The sequence below is a fragment of the Curtobacterium sp. AC273 genome, assembly GCF_979253735.1.
This window is the reverse complement of the sequence record NZ_CEEDDU010000009.1, coordinates 423,381-440,691: the sequence shown is the minus strand read 5'-3', so window position 1 is coordinate 440,691 and position 17,311 is coordinate 423,381. Positions and strand designations below refer to the sequence as shown.

Genomic DNA, 17,311 nt, shown 5'->3' with positions numbered 1-17,311 from the left:
GTGGTCGGGTCACGGGCGCGACGCGGGTGGTCAGGCCGCGGCGCGATGCGCGGGTGGTCGGGTCACGGGCGCCACGCGGGTGGTCAGGCCGCGGCGCGACGCGGCAGCAGCAGGTTCGCCACGGCCGCGAGCACCACGACCGCCGCCGAGACTGCCGGCAGCAGCATCGCCGCGCCCGTCCCGTGCTGTTCGGCGAGGTCGCCCGTGACCGCCGACGCGATCGACTGCCCGACGATCACCGCGGAACCGAGGATCGTCATGGTCGTCGCCGAACGACCGACCGGCGACCGGTCCGACCCGAGGCTGTACTGCGCGACGAGGGTCGGTCCGATCCCGATGCCCATCACGCCGAGCACGACGCCGACGGCGAGCACCGAGTCGGCCTGCGCGAACGCGACGGCACCCCCGAGCAGGACGACGCCGAACACGAGCCAGCGCCAGCCGAGGGCGAACCCGCGCGGGAACGCCGCGGAGCCGAGTGCCAGGCCGGCCGACCCGATGCCCATCAGGCCGTAGAGGAGCCCCGCCTGCGACGACTCGCCGTGGGTCTCCATGAACGCGGTGAGCGACGTCAGCGTCGACCCGGAAGAACAGGCCGATGCCGAGGATCCCGAGCACGACGACGACCAGCCGGGGGCGGAGGAGCTCGCGCGCGGGGCCTGCACGAGGTCGTCGCGGTGACCGATCGCGAGCTTGCCCGTCGGGTGCAGGGCGAAGGCGGTCACGAACACGAAGGTCAGGGCGGAGGCGCCGGCCACGGCGACCCACGGGGCGATCGCACTGGCGAGGATGCCGACCAGGAACGGCCCGATGATGAACACGGTCTCGTCGGCGGCGGACTCGTACGCCATGGTGCCGCTCGTGACCCGCTCGCGACGGCCCGGAGCCATCCGCTGCCGGATGATCGCGACGAGCCGGGTGCGGGACATCGGCGCGACCTGGGGCGCGGACGCCCCGATGCAGAACGCCATCGCGAGCACGGCGAGGTCCGGCGCGGACCCCGTCACGACGAGCGGGAAGAGCCCGAGCAGCGCGGCGTTCACCAGCCCGACGGGCACGAGCAACGCGGCGCTGCCCGAAGCGGTCGGCCGCGGCGCCGATCATCGGGCCGAACACCGCCGCGCCGATGCCGACGGACGCGGAGTTGACGCCGCCGAGGGCGACCGAGTCGCGTGCGGAGACGACGAGCGTGAGGACGCCGACGACCATCATCGCGAAGGGGAGCCGGGCGACGAACGCGATCGGGAAGTACCAGCGGCCGGCGAGGGCGACCAGTGATCGGTCTGCGGCTCCGGTGGGTCCTGAGGACCCCGTGTGCGGAGCGGGGACGGACGTGGTGGAGTGCGGGTGGAGCATGAGGTGTGCCTTCTCGGCCCGCCGGACTGGAGGGGGCGGACCCATCGGGTGCCGCCGTTGTCCGCCGGGGAGCCGGCGGCCGGTAGATACACACTGCGTGTTGGTGGAGCCCGGCCAGGGTACCAGCGGCGACCGTTCGGCACCCGAGCAGGATCGGAGAAGCAGTCGGAGCGTCCGGGCGGCACGATGGGACCACACCGACCGAGAGGACGCGATGATGGCCACCACGAAGCAGACCGAGGGCACGTTCACCGACGAGGAGCGTGCCGCGATGCAGGAGCACGCCGCCGAGGTGAAGCGGGCGCGCAGCACGAAGGGCACGAAGGCGGAGAAGGCTGCTGCCGATGCCCAGGCCGTCGTCGACAAGATCTCCGAGATGCCCGAGCCGGACCGGGGTCTCGCGGAACGGATCCACCGGATCGCGCTCGATGCCGCTCCCGAGCTCGCACCGCGGCTCTGGTACGGCATGCTCGCGTACGCGAAGGACGGCAAGGTGGTGTTCTTCTTCCAGGACGCCGCCAAGTTCACGGCCCGCTACTCGACGCTCGGGTTCCAGGACCCCGCTCGCCTCGACGACGGGTCGTTCTGGCCGACCTCGTGGGCGATCACGCCGGAGTTCTCGGACGGCGACGAAGCCACGGTCGCGGACCTGATCCGACGAGCGGTCGCCTGACGCTTGCGGACTCCGGGGCGGTGCCGGTCGCAGGATCTCGACCATGGTCGAGATCCAGCCCCCGCGACCGACCGACCTGCTCACGATCGGCGAGGTGGTCGAGCGCACCGGAGTCGCCGCCTCCGCCCTGCACTTCTACGAGCGCAAGGGCCTGATCCACCCGGAGCGCACGGCCGGCGGCACCCGCCTGTACCCGCGGCACGTCGAACGGCGCATCGCGATCATCCAGGTCGCCAAGCGGCTCGGCATCCCCCTCAGCGAGGTCGCGGAGCAGTTCGAGGCGCTGCCGTCCGACCGGATGCCCTCGCTGCGGGACTGGGAGCGGCTCAACGAGCGGTGGCGTGCTCGGCTGCGTGCCCGCCAGCTCGAACTCCGAGCGGCTGCAGCGCGAGATGGACCAGTGCATCGGCTGCGGGTGCGTCTCGCTCAACGCCTGCCTGGTGATGAACCCGGGAGACGCCCTGGGCGCGGAGGGGCACGGAGCCCGCCGGTTGCTGCCGATCGCGGACGAGGTGTCGGAGGCGACCGAGCTGACGGCCTGGAGGCGCGGTGCGGGCCCGCCACGCGCCTCCAGGCCGTCAACGGGTGCGTCCACCGTCAGTGGCCCGCGTCACGCAGGTTCGCGTCGACCCGCGTGAGCAGCGCGAACGTGGCGTCGACGCCGCGCTCGTCCCCGGCGAGCGCGCGCGCAGCAGCTCGGCCCAGTGTGCGTGCAGGCGGGCGATGCTCTGCCCGGCGAGCTCGGTCGAGAAGAGCTGGACGGTACGGGCGTCCTCGGGGGCGGGACGGCGTTCGACCATGCCCTTCGCGACGAGCGATCCGACCGCGACGCTGAGGTTGCTGCGCTTGAGGGCCGTCGCCTCGGCCACCGCACTCGGCGTGGATCCGGGGTTCCGGTCCACCCAGCGCATCACGAGGGCCTCGGTGCCGGTGAGCGGCACGATGTCGAGCACGCGCGCGCCGTTCGGGTCGACCTCCCGCGAGATCCGGAGCACGACGTCGGCGAGTTCGGCGAGGAGGTCGTCGGACACCGCGGGTTCCATGTCGTCACTGTACCGGCGTCGGCAATGAGTTGTGATTTCATAATCATGACGACGGACACCGGCACCATCCGCGCGCACGCCGCGCCTCCCACGACCCGCCAGCAGGGCATCACGACGGGACTCCTGCTCGTGCTCGGCCTGCTCAGCGCCGTCGCGCCCTTCGCGACGGACCTCTACCTGCCGGCCTTCCCGCAGATGACCGGGGAGCTGCAGGCCTCGGCGACGACGGTCCAGCTCACCCTCACCGCCTTCCTGGTCGGCGTCACCGCCGGGCAGCTCGTGTTCGGTCCGCTCTCCGACCGGTTCGGCCGCGTGCCGCCGCTCATCGCCGGCGCGGTGCTCTGCGTGCTCGGCGAGCGCGGCCGCCGTCCTGGCCCCGAACGTCGGGGTCCTCGTCGTCGCCCGCCTGCTGCAGGGCCTCGGCGGTGCCGCCGGCATGGTCATCGGGCGCGCGGTGATCTCGGACCTCGCCACCGGCAAGCCGGCCGCCCGTGCGTCTCGCTGATGATGATCGTCGGCGGCGTCGCCCCGGTCGTCGCACCGCTGCTCGGCGGACTGCTCACCGGGCCGATCGGCTGGCGGGGCTGCTCGGCATCGTGCTCGGACTGTCGGTCCTCATGCTCGTGGCCGTGCTCGCCGTCGTGCGGGAGACCCACGTGCGCTCGCACTGCGATGCCCTCCGCGCCGAACGGCAGGGACCGGGGTCGCCGCTGCGCGCCCTCCGCTCCCGGACGTTCCTCGGCTACACCGCCGTGTTCGGCTTCGCGTTCGCCGTGATGATGGCGTACATCTCCGCCTCGCCGTTCCTGTACCAGGACATGCTCGGGCCTCGGGACGGTCGGCTACGGGGTCGCGTTCGGTCTCAACGCCCTGGCGCTCATGGGCGTCAGCGTCCTGTCGGCGAAGCTCACCGCCACCCGCTCGGTCGTCGGCGTGCTGACGCTCGGCATCGTCCTCGTGCTCGCGTCGACCGTGGCCTTCGGGCTCCTCGTCGCCACCGGGGCGCCGGAGTTCTGGCTCGCGGTGCCGCTGTTCACGGCGGTGGGGTCGCTCGGGCTGGTGCTCGGGAACGCGACGGCGCTGGCCCTCGGCGCGGTGCCGTCCTCGGCGGGCAGTGCCTCGGCGGTGCTCGGTGCGCTGCAGTTCGGGCTGGCCGCACTGGTCTCGCCGCTCGTGAGCATCGGCGGGTCGACGACGGCGGCGCCGCCTCGCGATCGTGATGCTGGCCGCCGCGGTGATCGCGGTGCTGGCGCTGGTCGCTGCGCGGGGTCGCGCGGCGCGCGCGGCCTGAGGCCGGGGGCGAGTTTCGGCCTGAGCGACAGTTCTCGCGGTCGGCGCCGCGAGAACTGTCGCTCACCGCGAAACTCGGGGCCGCGCGGGCGGGACCGGCGCGGGCAGCGCGGGCCGACCGGACCGGCCGGCCGGGCCGGCCGGGTCAGGCCGTCCGGGCCGCCCGGGGGCGCAGGAACGGGATCCGCGGCATCAGCCAGTCCACCCACACGACACGCACGCCCGGAGCCACGGCCAGCGCCCACAGGATCGAGGCGATCGCGTCGGTCGGGTAGTGCACCGCGTCGATCGTCACCGCGAAGAACACCACCACGATCGCCACCGTCCCGAGCGTCAGGACCAGCCGGTGCCACCGGGTCTCGCGGAGGAGCCAGATGAGCGCGACCACGAACGCGGTGATGTACACCGTGTGGCCGCTCGGGTAGCCGGGGTCGGGCTGCACCGGGAACGGGTGCGGCAGCACGGCGACGTCGGGCCGCGCCCGGTGCACGATCTCCTTCACGACCGCCGACGGCACCCACGTGATCGCGATCGTGCCGCCGAACGCCAGCGCCGGACGGAGGTCGCGCCCGCGCCACCAGATCACCACGACGACCACGACCGTGATGCCGATCGCCGGTCCGGGGCTGATCACGTGGTAGACCGCGTCCGAGAACGCGCCGATCGCCCCGGTGTGCAGGGTGTTGAGCGCCTTCGAGAGTCCGATGTCGACCGTGCCGAGGGTGAACCCGACGATCGTGATGACGATCACGGCGGCGACGGCGAGCGCGATCGACGCGAGCGGGTACCGGCTCGGAGGAGGATCCCGTCGACGTCGTTCGATCGTCGGCGGGGGGCGGATCGCGGCGTCGGACATCCGCTCATCGTCGCAGACCCGAATCCGGTGGCGACCTGGAGATCGGTGCTCGTCGATCCGAGAGCACTCAGCGACGATGCGAGTACCGGCTTCCGCGACTAGACACGAGTGCATGACAACCGTTGCCGAGAACATCGTCGCCGCCCTCCGCGAGAACCACGTCGAGCGGATCTACGGTCTCCCCGGGGACTCCCTCAACGGCTTCACCGACGCACTCCGCAAGGACGGGTCGATCCGGTGGGAGCACGTCCGGCACGAGGAGGCAGCCGCGTTCGCCGCCTCCGCCGAGGCCGAACTGACCGGGAACCTCGCCGTCTGCGCCGGCAGCTGCGGCCCGGGCAACCTGCACCTGATCAACGGTCTGTACGACGCGAACCGCTCGCGCGTGCCGGTCCTGGCGATCGCCGCGCACATCCCGACGGCCGAGATCGGCTCCGGGTACTTCCAGGAGACCCACCCGCAGGAGCTGTTCCGCGAGTGCTCGGTCTACGTCGAGTACGTCGCCGACCCCACGCAGATGCCCCGCCTGCTCGAGATCGCGATGCGCGAGGCGATCGAGAAGCGCGGCGTCGCGGTCCTCGTCATCCCCGGCGACGTCCTGCTGGCCGAGGCGAAGCACGACCGCGTCGCCCGGATCGAGCGCGCGACGCCCCGCATCCTGCCCAGCGAGGCCGAGTTGCAGCGCACCGCCGAGCTCCTCAACGGCGCGGACAAGGTCACGATCCTGGCCGGTGCCGGCGTCGCCGGTGCCCACGACGAGGTCGTCGCCCTCGCGGAACGGTTGCAGGCCCCGATCGTGCACGCCCTGCGCGGCAAGGAGCACATCGAGTGGGACAACCCGTACGACGTCGGCATGACCGGGTTGCTCGGCTTCGCCTCCGGGTACCGCGCGATGGAGGATGCCGACGTGGTCCTCATGCTCGGCACCGACTTCCCGTACCAGCAGTTCCTTCCCCGCGAAGGCGAAGCACGTGCAGGTCGACATCCGCGGCTCCCAGCTCGGTCGGCGGCACCCCGTCGACATCGGCCTGGTCGGCACGGTCAAGGACACCGCCCTCGCCCTCATCCCCCTGCTCACCGGCTCGCACCCGACCAAGCACCTCGAAGAGGCCCGGCGGCACTACACGAAGACCCGCGCCAAGCTCGACGACCTGGCCGTGCCCGCCGGCAAGCACAAGGCGCTGCACCCGCAGTACGTCGCCCGGGTGCTCGACCGGCTCGCCGCGCAGGACGCCGTGTTCATCCCGGACGTCGGCTCCCCCGTGGTGTGGGCGTCGCGCTACCTCACGATGAACGGTGACCGGCGCCTCATCGGCTCGTTCGTGCACGGCACCATGGCGAACGCGGTGTCGATGGCGATCGGCGCGCAGACCTCGCACCCCGACCGCCAGGTCGTCGCGATGGCGGGCGACGGCGGCCTGACGATGCTGCTCGGCGAGCTGATCACCATCGTGCAGAACAAGCTGCCCGTGAAGATCGTCGTGTTCGACAACTCGTCGCTGAACTTCGTCGAGCTCGAGATGAAGGCCGCCGGGTTCGTGAACTTCGGTACCGAGCTGCAGAACCCGGACTTCGCGAAGGTCGCCGAGGCGATCGGCATCGCGGGCTTCCGTGTCGACGAGTCCGACCAGCTCGAGGACGCCCTCGCGGCGGCGCTCGCACACGACGGCCCGGCGCTCGTCTCGGTGAAGTCCGACCGGCAGGAGCTCTCGATGCCGCCGGCGGTGACGCTCGAGCAGGCGAAGGGCTTCACGCTCTACGCGATCCGCACCGTGCTGTCCGGCCGCGGCGACGAGCTGCTCGACCTCGCGTCGACCAACTTCCGCCAGTTCATCTGAGCGCCCCCTCCCCGCAAAACGTAACGCCAGCGGTTGCTCGCAGCGGAGTAGCGCTGCGAGCAACCGCCAGGGTTGCGTTTTGCGGGGGCGGAGCGGCAGACAGTGCGGGGGCGGAGCAGTAGCGCCCAGGCCTCAGGACTCGGCGCCGCCCTGCTCGACGATGTCCGGCGACGGGTCGATCGACGCCCGGACGACGGCGTCGAGGGCGGTGACGATCTGCTCCAGCTCGAGCGACGGCCCGTCCCCGGCGATGTCCGGTGTCGCCGGCACGTGCACGAACCCGGCCCGGAAGCCCTCGCGCTCGGCGAAGGACATCAGCTCGTAGAACACCTGGTTGCAGGTGAACGTGCCGGCGGTGTTGGACACGGCGGCGGGGATGCCGACGGCCCGGACGTCCCGCACGATCCGCTTGATCGGCAGGCCGGAGAAGGCAGCGGGCGCGCCGAACGGGTCGATCGGTTCGTCGATCGGTTGCGCTCCGGCGTTGTCCGGGATCCGTGCGTCCATCACGTTGATCGCGATGCGCTCCGGCGTGACCGCGGCCCGTCCGGCAGCGAGACCCGTCGCGATGACGACGGACGGCCGGTGCTTCGCGATGAGACCGGCGAGCCGGGAGCGTTCCTCGGCGAAGACGACCGGCAGCTGCTCGACGACCAGCGTCGCCGGCCCGTCCCACGCCGCGGCCAGCCGCTCCGCGGCATCCCACGACGGGTTCCGGGCGTCACCGCCGAAGGGCTCGAAGGCGGTCAGCAGGACGGTCGGTTCGGTCGCGGCAGCCACGGTCCCATCGTACGGAGCAGACGGACGGGAGGCGCGGGTCGGGCCCGCACCGCGCCTCCCGTTCGTCAGATCGTCACCATCGCGAGCCGCGGTGCCTGCTCAGGGCGCCGGCGCCGCCGTCCACCGGCACGATCGCGCCGGTCACCATGGACGCCCGGTCGCTGAGCAGCCACGCGGCGACCTCGGCGACCTCGCTCGGCTCCGCCATCCGCCCGAGCGGGACCGACGCGTTGATCTGCTCGACGATCCCCGGGGTCGCGGCCTCCCACGCGTCGATCATCTCGGTGGCGGTGCCACCGGGGGTGATGCCGTTCACCCGGATGCCCTCGGGGGCCCAGGTCACGGCGGCGGTCTCGGTGATGCTGTTGAGCGCCCGCTTCATCGCGCCGTACGCCGGCAGTGCCGGGTCCTCGCGCGGCGGCTCCCGATGCTCGACGTGTTCACGATCGCACCACCACCCGTCCGCCGCATGAGGTCGGCCTCGGCGGTCATCGCGACCCAGTGCCCGCGGAAGTTCACCGCGAACTGCGTGTCGAGGTCGTCGTCGCTCGTGGTGTCGAGCGGCCCGGGCTGCTGGATCGCCGCACCGTTGTTGAAGGCACCGTCGAGGCGTCCGTGCAGGGAGTCGACGTGCGCGACGGCGGCGCGGATGCTCGCGGGATCGGCGAGGTCGAGCGCGACCGCGTCGGCCGTGCCGCCCGCAGCCCGACGTCGGCGACGACGGCCTCGAGTGCTGAGGTGGTCCGTGCGGCGAGCACGACCGCGGCGCCTTCTCGGGCGAACAGGCGGGCGGCTGCAGCGCCGATGCCACGGCTCGCGCCGGTGATGAGGACGACCTTGCCGGTGAGCAGGCCGATCGGAGAGGAGTTCGGGGTGGTCTCGTTGGTCATGTCGTCAGCGTCGCCCGTACCGCGACGCCGGAACCAGGTACATCCGGTACCAGGGTCCGGCGGCTCGGACGCGGCAGACTCGGCGTATGGACAAGCAGGAACTCGCCGCGTTCCTCCGATCCCGACGCGAGCGGGTCCGGCCGGAGGACGTCGGCCTGCCGTCGGGTCCCCGTCGCCGGACGCCGGGTCTCCGACGCGAGGAGGTGGCGGTCCTCGCCCACATCTCGACCGAGTACTACGTGCGGCTCGAGCAGGGCCGCGCGCCGAGGCCCTCCGCCGAGGTGCTCGCCGGGATCACGGGAGGCCCTCTGCCTGACCGACTCCGAGTCGGCACACCTGCACCTGCTCGCCGGCACGGCCGCGCTGCACGCCGGCGCGGTGCGCCGCGACGTCCGCCCGAGCATCCTGGCGGTGATCGAGCGGCTTCCCCAGACCGCGGCGATCGTGCTCTCGGCGGACTTCGAGGTCCTCGCCTGGAACGACCTCGCCGCGGCGCTCATGGAGGACTTCGGTGCCCGGGACCGCGCCGGACGGAACCTCGCCCGGCAGGCCTTCCCCACCGTCGGCTCGTCGTTCCCTGCCGATCCGCCGTACGGCATCTCGGACGGTGCAGAGTTCCGCCGGCACGTCGTGATGCAGCTCCGCACCACGCTGACGCGCTACCCGTCCGACCCCGTCGTCACCGGCCTCGTCGAGGAGCTCCGGACCGGCAACGCGGAGTTCGCCGAGCTGTGGGAACGGCACGACGTGCAGACCGCTCCCGTGCTCTCGAAGACCTTCCGGCACCCGGCGGTCGGCCCGGTGACGGTGGACTGCGACAGCCTCGCCCTGACCGACCACGACCAGTTCCTGGTGCTCTACACCGCACCGGTCGGCTCGCCCGACGCCGACGCCCTCGCGCTCCTCGGTGTACTCGGCGCGGCCCAGGCCCACTCCCGCTGACGCCTCGAGCCGCTTCGAATTCGGAGCACCGTAGGATCGCTGCATGTCCGACGACGCCTCCGCACCGCCGCTCGACCCCGCCGAGCTCGGCGCCTACTTCGCCCTCATCGAGGTCAGCAGCCTGCTCCGGCACACCGTCGAGCAGCAGCTGAAGGAGGCCGGCGGGCTGAGCTACGTGCAGTTCCAGCTCCTCGCCACACTCGGCGACGCCGCGGACGGTAGCCGACGGATGACGGACCTGGCCGACGGCGTCGTCTACAGCCGCAGCGGCCTGACCTACCAGGTCGGACTGCTCGAGCAAGCGGGGCTCGTGACGAGGAGCCCGTCGGCCGACGACGAGCGCGGCGTGACGGTGACGATCACCGACGCGGGGCGCGACGTGCTGGCGCGGGTGTTCCCCGGCCACGTCGAGGTGCTCCGGCAGCTCTTCCTCGACCCGCTCTCGGCGCAGGACGTCGGGGTGCTCGCGGACGTCCTCGGGCGGGTGCGGGACCACATGCGGACGATCCCGCCGCGCTCGGCCTGCCCGCGGCGCAAGCGCGCCTGAGCACGGCAGCGAACGCCGGCGGCGCTAGTCCTCGACGTCGAAGACGACCACGCGGTCGCTGGCGGCGCCGATGAACTCCGCGACCGGCCGGTGCTCGGGGTGCGGCAGGTAGCCCGCCAACGCCGTGCGGTCGCGGAAACGCACGACGAGCATCCAGTCGAAGCCACCCTCCAGCCCCTCGGTGCTGACGCTGGTGCCGGACCGGACGTCCTCGACGCCGTCGATGCGGGCGAGGTGCTCCGCGACGACGGCGTCCGCCTCACTCGCTCGGTCCGTCCCCGGCTCCCACGTCACCAGGACCACGTGCGTCACGCCTGCCATGTGCTGCTCCCCGTCGATGCGTCCGGACCCGCGCTCGGGGTCCGCAGCCGATCGTGCCACGAGCCCCGGCATCGCGTTCGGGGACACCACCACCCCTGTGTCCGTGCACATCCGCGGCTCCTAGCGTCCACCGCGAACGACAACCGACACATCGGAAGAGGAATCACCATGGCAAGTGGAGTGGCAGCGGTCTGGGTCCCGGTCAGCGACATGCAGCGAGCGGTCGCGTTCTACCGCGACACGCTCGGTCTCGAGGTCGCCAGCGAGTCCGACGACTGGAGCGAGATCGACGCGAACGGCCTGCGGATCGGTCTGAACGGCCGCGAGTCCGCATCGGCGTCGAGCGACGGCGGCGCGGTCGTCTCGTTCCAGCCGGACGGCTCGATCGAGGACGAGGTCGCCGACCTGCGGTCGCGTGGCGCCGAGTTCCAGGGCGAGATCAGCGAGCACCCGTGGGGCAAGATCGTCCCGTTCAAGGACAGCGAGGGCAACGACCTGCAGCTCTACTCGCCGCCGCAGGGCTGACGCGACCTGGTGACGGTCTGGAGGCGCGGGCGGGCCCGCCACGCGCCTCCAGTCCGCCTGCCGTTCCGTCTAGAAGGCGGGCGTCCCGCCCGCGATGGTGATGGTCGAGCCGGACTGGTAGCTCGACTCCGGGCTGACGAGGTGCACGTAGGCGGCACCGAGCTCGGCGGGCTGCCCCGGACGACCGAACGGCGAGCTCTCGCCGAAGTGCGACACGGTCTCGGCGTCGTCGGAACCCGGCTGGAGCGGCGTCCACACCGGCCCGGGAGCGACCGAGTTCACCCGGATGCCCTTCGGTGCGAGCTGCTGGGCGACCGCCTCGGTGAAGAGCTTGATGGCCCCCTTGGACACGGCGTAGTCGATCTTGTCCGGCGACGGGGTCGAGGCCTGGATCGACCCGGTGGTGACGATCGTCGAGCCGGGTTCCATGTGCGGGACCGCGGCCTTCGTCAGCCAGAACAGCGAGTAGATGTTCGTCTTGAACGTGGAGTCGAACATCGACGTGTCGAGCGTGAGGATGTCCTCGTTGCTGTCCATCCGGCCGGCGACCATGACGAGGGTGTCGAGGCCGCCGAACTCGTCGACCGCCTTCTGCACGAGGTCCCCGCAGTACTGCTCGTCCGAGATGTCCCCCGGGAAGAGCACCGCGCGGCGCCCCTCGCCCTCGAGGAGGTCACGGACCTGCTCGGCGTCCTCCTGCTCGTCGGGCAGGTACGAGAGCACGAGGTCGGCCCCCTCGCGGGAGAGCGCGATGGCGGCGGCCCGGCCGATGCCGGAGTCGGCGCCGGTGACGATCCCGCGGAAGCCGGTCAGGCGGTCCTTGCCGACGTAGCTCTGTTCGCCGTGGTCGGGCGTCGGGTCCATCTTCCAGGCGGCACCGGGCAGGGACTGCTCCTGCTTCGGGAACGGCGGCTTCGGGTAGAGGGTGTTCGGGTCGCGCTTCTCGTACTGGCTCATGTCCCCACAGTGCTCGTGGGGCCCTGCTGGTCGGCACAGCGCACGACTGCGCTGCGTGGACAGCGGGGTTCTCCTGCAAACCGACTCGGGGAGTGCTCCGAATGTGCTGTGGGCGTCATCGCGCCCGATCCGGTGCAGGGGCGCCGGAATCGCCGAGAGAGAGGTCGCACCATGACCAGCAACGCAGCCACCAACCGGATCGGGTACGGCTCGACCTGGACCCAGAAGGGCGCCCTCGTCTTCGGCGTCGTGTTCCTGCTCGTCGGCATCGCCGGCTTCGTCCCCGGCCTCACGATGGACATGGGCACCATGTCGGTCGCCGGCCACGGCTCGATGGCGATGCTCGTCGGCCTGTTCCAGGTCTCCGTCCTGCACAACATCGTGCACCTGCTGTTCGGCGTCGTCGGGCTGCTCGCGGCCCGCAGCGCACGCGGCGCACGGCTCTACCTGGTCGTCGGCGGCATCGTCTACGCGGTCCTGTTCGTCTACGGCCTGTTCACCGCGGGCATGGCGGACCCGGCCAACTTCGTGCCGCTCAACAGCGCCGACAACGTGCTGCACCTGGTGCTCGCCGTCGCGATGATCGTCCTCGGTCTGCTGCTGCCGCGCGTCGGAGCACGTCGGGCCTGACCAGCTCGGCGCCCGCCGTCGGCACCACCGCACAACGCAAGTCGGTCCGAACCACGAGATCAGGTGGTTCGGGCCGATTTGCGTTGTGCGGAGTGCTCCCGGCACGCGGGGTGCACGGCTCAGCGCGCGGGGGCGCCGCCGAGGACGAGGTCGCGGACCTGTGCCGCCGCTCCGAGCGCGACCGCGTCGGACCCGAGCGTCGACTGCGCCAGGCGGATCGCCGCCCCGCTCACCGGCGGCTCGAGGGCGATCGCCCGCGAGATGGCCGGTTCGAGCAGGTCCCACGACCGGGCGATGCCGCCGCCGATGACGAGGGTGGTCACGTCGAGGATGCCCGCCGTCAGCAGGGCTGCACGCGCGAGGCCCCACCCGGCGGTCTCGAACACGCGTGCGGCGTCGGCGTCTCCGGCACGGGCGGCCTCGGCGATCTCGCGCACCGAAGCCCGGCGACCGGTCCGTTCGGCGTACCGGTCGGCGATGCCGCGGGCTCCCGCGATGGTCTCGAGGTGGCCGATCTGCCCGCAGGTGCACAGCGCGTCGCCGAAGCCCGGCACGTGGCCGATCTCGCCGGCGGCACCGCGGGGCCCGGCGAACAGCGAACCGCCGAGCACGAGGGCCCCACCGACCCCGGTGCCGAGGGTCATCCCGAGCACGTCGGGTTCACCGGCGACCGCGCCGGTCGCGACCTCGCCGAGCAGGAACGCGTTCACGTCGTTGTCGAGGGTCGCGGGGACGCCGAGTGCCGACGTCACCGCGTCGGTCACGCCGAACCCGGCCCACCCCGTGAACGAGTTCCCGGTGACGAGCACGGTGCCCGTGGTCGCGTCGACCACGCCGGCCGCGCCCACCCCGACACCCGCCAAGGAGGCGCGGTGCCGGTCGAGCAGTTCGGTCACGGCACCGAGGGCCGCCGTCACGATCGCCGCTCCGCCCGCGTGGGCGGGCGTCGGGCAGGTCGACCCGGTCGATCACGTCGAGGGTCGGGGTGGCGAGGAGCACCTTCGTGTTCGTCCCGCCGACGTCGACGCCGGCGACGACGACGTCCGTCCCCAGGGTCTGCCGGTCCACCGCGGCCGGTGCCCCGCCGATCACGCGGTCACCGCCGCGAGGGTCGCGAGCCGCTCGGCCTGGCGCTGCCGTTGCACGATCGGGTCGGGGACGGGGACCGCCGCCAGCAGCCGCCGGGTGTAGTCCGTGGTCGGGTGCAGGAGCGTGGTGCCGGTGGTGCCCTGCTCCTCGACGACGCCCTGGCGCATCACCACGACGCGCTCGGCGAACTGCTGCACGACGGCGAGGTCGTGCGACACGAACAGGCACGCGAACCCGAGCTCGCCCTGCAGCTCGCGGAGGACCTCGAGCACGGTCTCCTGCACACTGACGTCGAGCGCGCTGGTCGGTTCGTCGGCGACGAGGAGCCGCGGCGACAGCACGAGTGCGCGAGCGAGCGAGACCCGCTGCCGCTGCCCGCCGGAGAGCTCCCGCGGCGCACGCGACGCCAGCGTTCGGGGCAGCCGGACGGCGTCGAGGACCTCGTCGATGCGTCGACGTCGGTCGGCCGATGACATCCCCCCGGCGGTGCACGGCGAGCGGCTCCGCGATGCACTCGGCGACGGACATCCGCGCGTCGAGCGACGCCACCGGGTCCTGCAGCACGACGCCGATCCCGGACCGGAGCGCACGGCGGTCGCGCCCCTTCGCGGTGCGGAGGTCGGAGCCGAACAGGTGCACGCTGCCGGACGTCGGCTTGACGAGGCCGAGCGCGACCCGCGCCGCGGTGGACTTGCCGGAGCCGGACTCGCCGACCAGGCCGACGGTCTCGCCCGCGTGCACGGCGATGTCGATCCCGCTCAGCGCGTGGACGGCACGCGCCCCGCGCCCGAACGTCACCGAGACGTCCCGCAGGTCGACCACCGGGGGCGAGTCGTGCCTCCCGGCCGGCTCGACGGGACCGTCGACGGACGCGCGGTCCGTGGCGGACGCAGGATCGGCGACGGCGAGCCGTGGCACCGCGGCGAGCAGCCGCTTCGTGTAGTCGTGCTCGGGGTGGAGCAGGACGTCCTCGACGCCCCCGGTCTCCACGATCTCGCCCTGCAGCATCACCGCGACCCGGTCCGCGAAGTCCGCCACGACGCCCATGTTGTGGGTGACGAGCAGGACGCCCGTGCCGGTGTCGGCGGCGAGCTTCCGGAGCAGCTCGAGGATCTCGGCCTGCACCGTGACGTCGAGCGCGGTCGTCGGTTCGTCGGCGATGAGGAGCGCCGGCGAGTTCGCGATCGCCATCGCGATGACGACGCGCTGCCGCTGCCCGCCGGAGAGCTGGAACGGGAACGCCTTCGCGCGGCGCTCGGGCGACGGGATGCCGACGCGGCGGAGCAGCTCGACGGCCTCGGCGTGCGCGTCGGCGGCGCTGACCGACCGGTGGTTCCGGACCACCTCCGCGATCTGGGCACCGATGCGGGTGAGCGGGTCGAGGGCGGTCGCGGGCTCCTGGAAGACCATCGAGACGGTCTTGCCGCGCAGGCCGCGGAGCGCGTCCTCCGGGGCGCCGATGACCTCGTGGCTGTCCACGACCGCGCTGCCGGTGGCGGTCGCGTTGCCGGAGAGCAGCCCCATCGCCGCGAGCGCGACCGTGGACTTGCCGGACCCGGACTCGCCGACGAGCGCCAGGGTCTCGCCCGGCTCGACGTGCAGGGTGACGCCGCGGACCGCGTCGACGGTGCCGGACTCGGTGCGGAAGGTGACCCCGAGGTCGGTGGTGGTCAGGATGGACATCAGCGGCCCCTCACGTCGAAGGCGTCCCGGAGCCCGTCGCCGACCGCGTTGAACGCGCAGACGACGAGGATCACGGCGAGACCGGGCGGCACGATGAGCCACCAGCGTCCCGAGTACGCGGCGGTGAGCCCCGCCGACAGCATGCCGCCCCAGTCCGTCGCCGGCGGCTGCACGCCGAGGCCGAGGTACGAGACGTAGGCGACGAGGAGGATCGCGTCGGCGACCTGGAACGTCGCCGCCACGACGATCGTGGACACCGAGTTCGGCAGCAGGTGCCGGCCGATCGCGCGGGCGTGGGACCCGCCGATGGCGCGCAGGGTGAGCACGTAGTCGCGGTTCTTCAGCGTCAGGGTCTCGGCGCGGATGAGTCGGGAGGGCACGAGCCACGACACGAAGCCGAGGATGACGATGAGCCCCCACACGCCTGGCGTCGTGATCGCGGAGATGACGAGCAGGATGAAGAGCGCGGGGATCGCGATGCCCGCGTCGACCACGCGCATCATGACGGCGTCGACCCAGCCGCCGACGTACCCGGCGACCGAACCCCAGAGCGTGCCGACCACGGTGGCGAGGACGCCGGCGGCGATGCCGACCATGAGCGACACCTTGCCGCCGTACATCAGGCGGCCGAGGACGTCGTGGCCGACCGCGTCGGTGCCGAACCAGTGCGCGGCGCTCGGGCCGAGGTTCGCCTGGGACAGCTGCGTGTGGGTCTGGTCGGTCGGGTACACGAACGGGCCGACGAAGCAGAACAGGACGATGACGACGATCACGACGAGGCCGATCACCGCGAGGGTGTTGTGGCGGAAGCGGCGGACGGCGAGCTTCCAGCCGGTCGCCGCGACGGTGACGGGTGCGCCGGGTGCTTCCGGGGCCATCTGGACGGCGGTCATGCGCGGCCTGCCTTCACTCGGGGGTCGATCAAGGACTGCGCGACGTCGGCGAGCAGCGTGCCGACGACGGTCGCGATCGAGATGACGAGCACGCAGCCGAGCAGGGTCGGGTAGTCCGAGGTCTGCGCCGCGTTCCAGAACAGCAGCCCCATGCCGGGGTAGTTGAACAGCTGCTCGGTCACGAGCGCCCCGCCGAACAGGACCGAGGTAGTAGCCGAGCATCGCGACCACGGGGGTGAGCGAGTTCCGGAACACGTGCCGCCGCAGGATCGTCGCCGTCGACGCCCCACCGGCGCGGGCGGTGCGCACGTAGTCCTCGTGCAGGTTCTCGAGCGTCGAGGCCCGCATGTACCGGCTGAACACGGCGATCATCGCGAGGGCGCCGGTGACGACGGGCAGGACGAGTCCGGCCGGGTCCTGGAACACCTCGGCGAGCGTGTTGCCGCTCGGTGCCTGGGACGGCAGCCACGGCAGCTGCTGGCTGAACACGATGATGAGGACGAGGCCGAGGAAGAACGCCGGCGTCGAGTAGAAGACGAACGCCAGGGCGGTGGCGGCGTAGTCGACCGCGCCGTTGCGGCGGACCGCCTGCCACATGCCGACCGGGATCGCGATGACGATGCCGAGCACCGCGGACATCCCGGTGAGCACCAGGGTCTTCGGCAGACGCTCGGTGATGAGCTGCGAAACCGGCTCGTTGAGCGTGTACGAGGTGCCGAGGTCGCCGGTGAGCAGGCGGCCGAGGAAGCGGAGGTACTGCACGGGCAGCGGCTGGTCGAGCCCCTGCGCCTGGTTGAAGGCGGCGATCTGCGCGGGTGTCGCGGAGACGCCGAGGACGCCGCGGGCGGGCCCGCCCGGCAGGGCGTGCAGCAGGCAGAACACGACGATCGTGACGATGAGGATCACCGCGAGCGCCTGCAGGACGCGCCTGGTGAGGTAGAGAGCTGTGGTCATGCGGCTTCCGATGGTCGGGTTCGGGACGTGGGGAGGACGGGAGG

General features: G+C 72.2%; 18 protein-coding genes and 5 pseudogenes. 10 read left to right on the top strand and 13 right to left on the bottom strand.

Annotated features, from left to right (window positions below):
* Positions 1 to 83: 83 nt before the first annotated feature.
* On the bottom strand, positions 84 to 929 hold the full coding sequence (locus ACZ8AI_RS17505) for an MFS transporter (RefSeq protein WP_464859187.1): 846 nt from the start codon (positions 927 to 929) through the stop codon (positions 84 to 86).
* Here ACZ8AI_RS17505 and ACZ8AI_RS17500 point away from each other — a divergent pair.
* From ACZ8AI_RS17500 to ACZ8AI_RS17490, 3 genes and pseudogenes are all read left to right on the top strand, one after another.
* Positions 919 to 1,278: a hypothetical protein gene (locus ACZ8AI_RS17500; protein WP_464859186.1), complete on the top strand. Its 360-nt coding sequence runs from the start codon at positions 919 to 921 to the stop codon at positions 1,276 to 1,278. The two genes, ACZ8AI_RS17505 and ACZ8AI_RS17500, sit on opposite strands and share 11 nt — an antisense overlap.
* A 292-nt stretch (positions 1,279 to 1,570) precedes the next feature.
* Positions 1,571 to 2,029 carry an iron chaperone gene (locus ACZ8AI_RS17495; RefSeq protein ID WP_464859185.1) on the top strand — a complete coding sequence of 153 codons (459 nt, stop codon included), beginning with the start codon at positions 1,571 to 1,573 and terminating at the stop codon, positions 2,027 to 2,029.
* Positions 2,030 to 2,072: 43 nt separating this feature from the next.
* A pseudogene (locus tag ACZ8AI_RS17490) lies at positions 2,073 to 2,357 on the top strand (MerR family DNA-binding transcriptional regulator); the annotation flags it as partial.
* A 250-nt stretch (positions 2,358 to 2,607) separates the two neighbouring features.
* On the opposite strand, the gene ACZ8AI_RS17485 reads toward ACZ8AI_RS17490, so the two are convergent.
* Positions 2,608 to 3,060, bottom strand: a complete 453-nt coding sequence (locus tag ACZ8AI_RS17485; RefSeq protein ID WP_464859184.1) for a MarR family winged helix-turn-helix transcriptional regulator — start codon at positions 3,058 to 3,060, stop codon at positions 2,608 to 2,610.
* A 57-nt stretch (positions 3,061 to 3,117) separates the two neighbouring features.
* Between ACZ8AI_RS17485 and ACZ8AI_RS17480 the strand changes: the two genes are divergently transcribed.
* Positions 3,118 to 3,849 carry an MFS transporter gene (locus ACZ8AI_RS17480; RefSeq protein WP_464859183.1) on the top strand — a complete coding sequence of 244 codons (732 nt, stop codon included), beginning with the start codon at positions 3,118 to 3,120 and terminating at the stop codon, positions 3,847 to 3,849.
* Between the two features lie 65 nt (positions 3,850 to 3,914).
* Here ACZ8AI_RS17480 and ACZ8AI_RS17475 read toward each other — a convergent pair whose 3' ends face one another.
* Together ACZ8AI_RS17475 and ACZ8AI_RS17470 are read right to left on the bottom strand one after the other, a co-directional pair.
* Entirely contained in the window at positions 3,915 to 4,253 is a 339-nt protein-coding gene (locus ACZ8AI_RS17475) for a hypothetical protein (protein WP_464859182.1), read from the bottom strand.
* Positions 4,254 to 4,507: 254 nt separating this feature from the next.
* Positions 4,508 to 5,218, bottom strand: coding sequence for a phosphatase PAP2 family protein (locus ACZ8AI_RS17470; RefSeq protein WP_464859181.1), 711 nt, complete (start codon positions 5,216 to 5,218; stop codon positions 4,508 to 4,510).
* A gap of 112 nt (positions 5,219 to 5,330) precedes the next feature.
* On the opposite strand from ACZ8AI_RS17470, the pseudogene poxB reads away from it, so the two are divergent.
* A pseudogene (gene poxB / locus ACZ8AI_RS17465) lies at positions 5,331 to 7,056 on the top strand (ubiquinone-dependent pyruvate dehydrogenase).
* Positions 7,057 to 7,188: 132 nt separating this feature from the next.
* On the opposite strand, the gene pcp reads toward poxB, so the two are convergent.
* The 3 genes and pseudogenes from pcp to ACZ8AI_RS17450 form a co-directional block, all read right to left on the bottom strand.
* The gene (gene pcp, locus ACZ8AI_RS17460) at positions 7,189 to 7,836 is read right to left on the bottom strand and encodes a pyroglutamyl-peptidase I (protein ID WP_464859180.1); all 648 of its coding nucleotides are present in this window, start codon (positions 7,834 to 7,836) and stop codon (positions 7,189 to 7,191) included.
* A 73-nt stretch (positions 7,837 to 7,909) separates the two neighbouring features.
* Positions 7,910 to 8,218: an SDR family NAD(P)-dependent oxidoreductase gene (locus tag ACZ8AI_RS17455; protein ID WP_464859179.1), complete on the bottom strand. Its 309-nt coding sequence runs from the start codon at positions 8,216 to 8,218 to the stop codon at positions 7,910 to 7,912.
* A pseudogene (locus tag ACZ8AI_RS17450) lies at positions 8,215 to 8,726 on the bottom strand (SDR family NAD(P)-dependent oxidoreductase). The gene ACZ8AI_RS17455 and the pseudogene ACZ8AI_RS17450 overlap by 4 nt, the downstream one beginning before the upstream one ends.
* An 86-nt stretch (positions 8,727 to 8,812) precedes the next feature.
* Here ACZ8AI_RS17450 and ACZ8AI_RS17445 point away from each other — a divergent pair.
* The 3 genes and pseudogenes from ACZ8AI_RS17445 to ACZ8AI_RS17435 form a co-directional block, all read left to right on the top strand.
* Positions 8,813 to 8,956, top strand: a pseudogene (locus ACZ8AI_RS17445) (transcriptional regulator); the annotation flags it as partial.
* Positions 8,957 to 9,104: 148 nt separating this feature from the next.
* Positions 9,105 to 9,668 carry an MmyB family transcriptional regulator gene (locus ACZ8AI_RS17440; protein ID WP_464859178.1) on the top strand — a complete coding sequence of 188 codons (564 nt, stop codon included), beginning with the start codon at positions 9,105 to 9,107 and terminating at the stop codon, positions 9,666 to 9,668.
* Positions 9,669 to 9,711: 43 nt separating this feature from the next.
* Positions 9,712 to 10,215, top strand: coding sequence for a MarR family winged helix-turn-helix transcriptional regulator (locus tag ACZ8AI_RS17435; RefSeq protein WP_464859177.1), 504 nt, complete (start codon positions 9,712 to 9,714; stop codon positions 10,213 to 10,215).
* Between the two features lie 24 nt (positions 10,216 to 10,239).
* Here ACZ8AI_RS17435 and ACZ8AI_RS17430 read toward each other — a convergent pair whose 3' ends face one another.
* Positions 10,240 to 10,647, bottom strand: coding sequence for a Dabb family protein (locus ACZ8AI_RS17430; RefSeq protein WP_464859176.1), 408 nt, complete (start codon positions 10,645 to 10,647; stop codon positions 10,240 to 10,242).
* Between the two features lie 57 nt (positions 10,648 to 10,704).
* Between ACZ8AI_RS17430 and ACZ8AI_RS17425 the strand changes: the two genes are divergently transcribed.
* A complete protein-coding gene (locus ACZ8AI_RS17425) occupies positions 10,705 to 11,061 on the top strand; it encodes a VOC family protein (RefSeq protein WP_071293556.1) in 357 nt (118 codons plus the stop codon).
* A 69-nt stretch (positions 11,062 to 11,130) separates the two neighbouring features.
* On the opposite strand, the gene ACZ8AI_RS17420 is transcribed toward ACZ8AI_RS17425, so the two are convergent.
* On the bottom strand, positions 11,131 to 12,018 hold the full coding sequence (locus ACZ8AI_RS17420; protein ID WP_464859175.1) for an SDR family oxidoreductase: 888 nt from the start codon (positions 12,016 to 12,018) through the stop codon (positions 11,131 to 11,133).
* Between the two features lie 171 nt (positions 12,019 to 12,189).
* Here ACZ8AI_RS17420 and ACZ8AI_RS17415 point away from each other — a divergent pair, with 171 nt between their 5' ends.
* The gene (locus ACZ8AI_RS17415; RefSeq protein WP_071293554.1) at positions 12,190 to 12,648 is read left to right on the top strand and encodes a DUF4383 domain-containing protein; all 459 of its coding nucleotides are present in this window, start codon (positions 12,190 to 12,192) and stop codon (positions 12,646 to 12,648) included.
* A gap of 119 nt (positions 12,649 to 12,767) precedes the next feature.
* Here ACZ8AI_RS17415 and ACZ8AI_RS17410 read toward each other — a convergent pair whose 3' ends face one another.
* The 4 genes and pseudogenes from ACZ8AI_RS17410 to ACZ8AI_RS17395 form a co-directional block, all read right to left on the bottom strand.
* The gene (locus tag ACZ8AI_RS17410) at positions 12,768 to 13,544 is read right to left on the bottom strand and encodes an ROK family protein (protein ID WP_464859174.1); all 777 of its coding nucleotides are present in this window, start codon (positions 13,542 to 13,544) and stop codon (positions 12,768 to 12,770) included.
* A 192-nt stretch (positions 13,545 to 13,736) separates the two neighbouring features.
* The gene (locus tag ACZ8AI_RS17405) at positions 13,737 to 14,213 is read right to left on the bottom strand and encodes an ATP-binding cassette domain-containing protein (protein WP_464859256.1); all 477 of its coding nucleotides are present in this window, start codon (positions 14,211 to 14,213) and stop codon (positions 13,737 to 13,739) included.
* A gap of 94 nt (positions 14,214 to 14,307) precedes the next feature.
* Positions 14,308 to 15,420: pseudogene (locus ACZ8AI_RS17400) on the bottom strand (ATP-binding cassette domain-containing protein); the annotation flags it as partial.
* On the bottom strand, positions 15,420 to 17,267 hold the full coding sequence (locus tag ACZ8AI_RS17395) for an ABC transporter permease subunit (protein ID WP_464859173.1): 1,848 nt from the start codon (positions 17,265 to 17,267) through the stop codon (positions 15,420 to 15,422). The gene ACZ8AI_RS17395 and the pseudogene ACZ8AI_RS17400, both read right to left, overlap by 1 nt.
* Positions 17,268 to 17,311: the final 44 nt, after the last annotated feature.